The 1234-nt window shown below is 71.3% G+C and carries 1 protein-coding gene and 1 pseudogene; both read right to left on the bottom strand.

Features of this window, described 5'->3' with window-relative positions:
- Positions 1-404: pseudogene (locus tag E1295_RS48145) on the bottom strand (hypothetical protein); the annotation flags it as partial.
- Positions 405-775: 371 nt separating this feature from the next.
- The coding region (locus E1295_RS48140) for a CPBP family intramembrane glutamic endopeptidase (RefSeq protein ID WP_132642097.1) at positions 776-1234 on the bottom strand (459 nt) is incomplete at its 5' end.

Here is a 1234-nt window from a genome sequence, read left to right as displayed (position 1 = left end):
ACCAGGAGGTCGGGGCGTGTGGGGCGTCCGGCGGGCGGCCGGCCGACGCGGCGCACCCCGGGCTCGTCCTCGTCCGCGGGGTGCTCCTCCGGCGGCTCGGGCACCGGCTGCGTCTCGGGGGGCTCCTCGACGGGGTAGACCCGCACGTACGGAGGGATGCGGGTGCCCTGGAAGGTCCCGGCCTCCTCCTCGTCCGGCTCCGGCTCCGTCTCGGGCAGGGGGCCGCCCGCGACGAGCTTGTCGGGACGGTTGACGACGCGGCGCGGCCGGCGGCGCGGCTCCACCCCGGGCTCCACCCCGGGCTCCTCCACGTCGGGCTCAGCGGTCGGCGAACTGTACGGCCGGCGCCCCTTGGGCGGTTCCGGCGGCTCGTCGTCCGGCACGGGGGCGGCGAACGGCGGCATGTCCCAGGGGGAGGCCAGCGGTAAGCCCCTGGCCCGGTCGTCGGTGGGCCCTGGCGGGGAATGGCTGATCCTGGGCTCTTCAGAAGAATGCGGTTCCGACGACCCCTCAGAACGCGGGTCGTCGTCACCCGGCGGTCGCCGTGGCGGTTCGCTGGGGCCGGAGGCCACGCGCCGTACCTCCTCGTCGAACGTGTCGTACGGGTGCTCGTCGATCAGGTCTGGTCGTCCGGATCGGGTCGTGTGCGGGCATGGGAACGGTCGAAACGCCTACCTCCGGGAAACCCTCGCCGTCCCCACAGGATCCAGACCAGCATGACTCAGCCGGAATAGCGAGACCTCTCTAGCGAGATTCCCGGCACCTCGCGCCTGATTTATCCAGAGACAGTGCTTATTGACCGCTTTCTAGCTAGATACAACACACCACCCGCGTAGACCGCGAGCTGCACCAGCGTGCCCAGCAGCGCCTGCCAGGGCACCGGCACGTTCGGCTGGTCGAGGGCCTCCTCCAGGCTGCCCGCCGCCGCGCTCAGCCCGAAGGCCAGCAGGTTGTTCATGACGTGCAGCGCGATCGCCGCCTCCAGGCCCCCCGTCCGCACCGTCAGCCAGCCCATCACCGCCCCGAACACGAACACGTCGACCAGCCCGGCCGGCTGGTACCCGTGCAACGACGCGAACAACGCCGCACCGATGAGGATCGACCAGATCGGATTGCGCACGTGCGCGCCGACCGCCTGGATGAACCAGCCGCGGAAGACGTACTCCTCGGCGGCAGCTTGGAAGGGCACCAGGAGCACGATCACGATCAGCGCCGGCAGGAAGCCCTCCCAGCC

Origin of the sequence: Nonomuraea mesophila (assembly GCF_004352805.1) — a bacterium.
Lineage (GTDB): Bacteria > Actinomycetota > Actinomycetes > Streptosporangiales > Streptosporangiaceae > Nonomuraea > Nonomuraea longispora.
This window is presented reverse-complemented; position numbering and strand designations above follow the sequence as displayed.